At 61.7% G+C, this 2,282-nt stretch carries 2 protein-coding genes and 1 pseudogene; 1 reads left to right on the forward strand and 2 read right to left on the reverse strand.

Translation table 11 applies throughout. The annotated features are described in order from the left end of the window. A partial coding sequence (locus HWN72_RS14705; protein WP_211150535.1) for a transposase occupies nucleotides 1-387 on the reverse strand: 387 nt, incomplete at its 3' end. A gap of 81 nt (nucleotides 388-468) precedes the next feature. Beyond that, a pseudogene (locus HWN72_RS14710) lies at nucleotides 469-1,445 on the reverse strand (IS3 family transposase); the annotation flags it as partial. 159 nt (nucleotides 1,446-1,604) lie between these two features. Between HWN72_RS14710 and HWN72_RS14715 the strand changes: the two are divergent. Next, nucleotides 1,605-2,282, forward strand: a 678-nt coding sequence (locus tag HWN72_RS14715) for a transposase (protein ID WP_211150536.1), incomplete at its 3' end; no start/stop codon positions are given.

Raw genomic sequence — 2,282 nt, forward strand, 5'->3', positions numbered from 1 at the left:
CTCCTCCAGCGTCAGCGATACGCCATTTGGCATCGACGCATGCAACCGCACTGACGGTACCAATCCCGCAGACCGGGGCGCGATCCCACCAGTGTGTCGCTCCGCAGGCGCCGGAGACGTCTCCACCCGGATAAACGCCGACGGATCAGGCAACTGCCTTGTGCTCCGCTGCCCGTTCGCACTCTGCCGCTCCTGATACTTCCTGACCCATTTGCGCAGTTGGTTGGCGTTGACACCATGCTCCAGCGCAAGCCTCGCCACCGATATGCCCGGCTCGAGGCACGCCTCGATCAACCGTGCCTTCCCCGCCCGACCATAATAGCGCCGGCCGTTACTCGTCACCCTTACAACCTCGAGCCCATAGGGGCCCATCGGTGCCAACTCCATGTGTCCACCTCTTCCTTGGTGGACACATCCTTCACACCGCGTCACTCAACCGAACAGGTGCGCGGAATTTCGCGCTTACCATTCGTACTTCAGGGAGCGCCAGAGTCGCTCGATGAAGACGTTGTCCATCCACCGTCCCCGACCGTCCATGCTGATGCGGACTTCGGCCTCGCGTAGCACGCTGGTGAAGGCGAAGCTGGTGAACTGGCTACCCTGATCGGTGTTGAAGATTTCCGGCTTGCCGAACCGGGCCAGCGCCTCTTCCAGTGCCGCGACGCAGAAGCCGGCATCCATGGTATTCGACAACCGCCAGGCCAAAACCTTCCGGGTCGCCCAATCCATGATCGCCACCAGATAGAGGAAGCCCCGGCGCATGGGGATGTACGTCACGTCGGCGCACCAGACGTGGTTGGGCCGCTCGATCGCCAGCTTGCGCAGCAGATACGGATAGACCCGGTGCTGCGGATGCGGATCGCTCGTACGGGGACGCTGGTAGATCGGCGTCAGGCCCATCTTCGCCATCAACCGCCGTGCCCGGCGACGACCGATCTCGTGTCCGGCACGCCGCAAGTGCCGCGCCATCTGGCGGCTGCCATACCACGGGCAGTCCAGGAACGTCGCGTCGATCACCGTCATCAGTGCCAGCGTCTCATCGGTCTCCGGCACCGGCGCATAGTAATAGGACGAGCGGCTGATCCGCAGCAGGCGACACTGCGCCGAGATTGACAGGCGATGGTGAGCAGGTTCGACCATCGCCCGCCTCCGGTCCACGCTCATCGACCGAAGGCTTTCGCTAAAAAATCCCGCTCCACGACCAGTTGCCCGATCTTGGCGTGCAACTTCTCGACCTCGCTCTCGCTGACAGCCTTGGCCACATCTCCGGCTCCAGAAAAGCTGCTCACCATTCCCTCGATGGCCTGCCGCTTCCACGATGCGATCATCGTATGGTGCACGCCATGCTTGGCAGCCAACTCTGCCAGCGTCAGGTCGCCCCGGATCGCCTCCAGCGCCACCTTCGCCTTGAAATCCGCGCTGTAGCGCTTCCTCGTCGTCTTCATTCCCGTACCAATCCATCAGATCGGGAGTAGCTTAACACATAGGGTAATCGCGGGGTTGGCAACGTCGTCACGGTTGCGTTGGTTGGGTGGTTGCCCCCCGATAAGATGAAATACGGGCTCACGATTGACACCGGGCCCAGCATCGAACGGGAGACAACCATGGAACAGTTTATCGGCCTCGACGTATCGTTGAAAGCTACTTTCATCTCGGTCCGTGAAGGCGGCCAGCGAATCTGGCGCGGCAAATGTCCGTCTGATCCCAGACTTATAGCAGAGGTCATCCGCAAGCGCGCTCTCAACCCGAAACGGGTCGTGTTCGAAACAGGGCCTCTGTCGGTCTGGTTCTATCACGCACTGGCGCTGGAAGGCTTGCCGGCGATTTGCATTGATGCCCGTCACGCCAAGGCGGCACTCGATATGGCGAGGAACAAGACCGATGCAAATGATGCGGATGGACTTGCGCATCTTGCCGAGGTTGGCTTTTACCGCGAGGTGCGCGTGAAAAGCTTTGACAGCATGCTGACCCGTACGCTGATCACAGCGCGCAATCAGATGCTGAAAGTGGCGGTCCAGCTGTCGAACCAGATCCGCGGTCTGATGAAGACGTTCGGCCTGGTCGTTCCCAAGGGGGCAGGCCGCGTGTTTGAGGGCCATGTGCGTAGCCTGCTGGCGAGCAATGCAGGGCTCGAGCAGATCATCCTGCCCGTGCTCGAGGCTTGGCGAGGCATGCGCGCTAGCGCCGCCGGGTTGAGCAAACAGCTGGTCGCGTCGGCGCGCGCAAGCGAGCAATGTCAGCTGCTTTCGTCGATCCCAGGCGTCGGTGCAGTGACGGCTTCC

It is taken from the genome of Novosphingobium sp. HR1a (assembly GCF_015594425.1).
Lineage (GTDB): Bacteria > Pseudomonadota > Alphaproteobacteria > Sphingomonadales > Sphingomonadaceae > Novosphingobium > Novosphingobium resinovorum_A.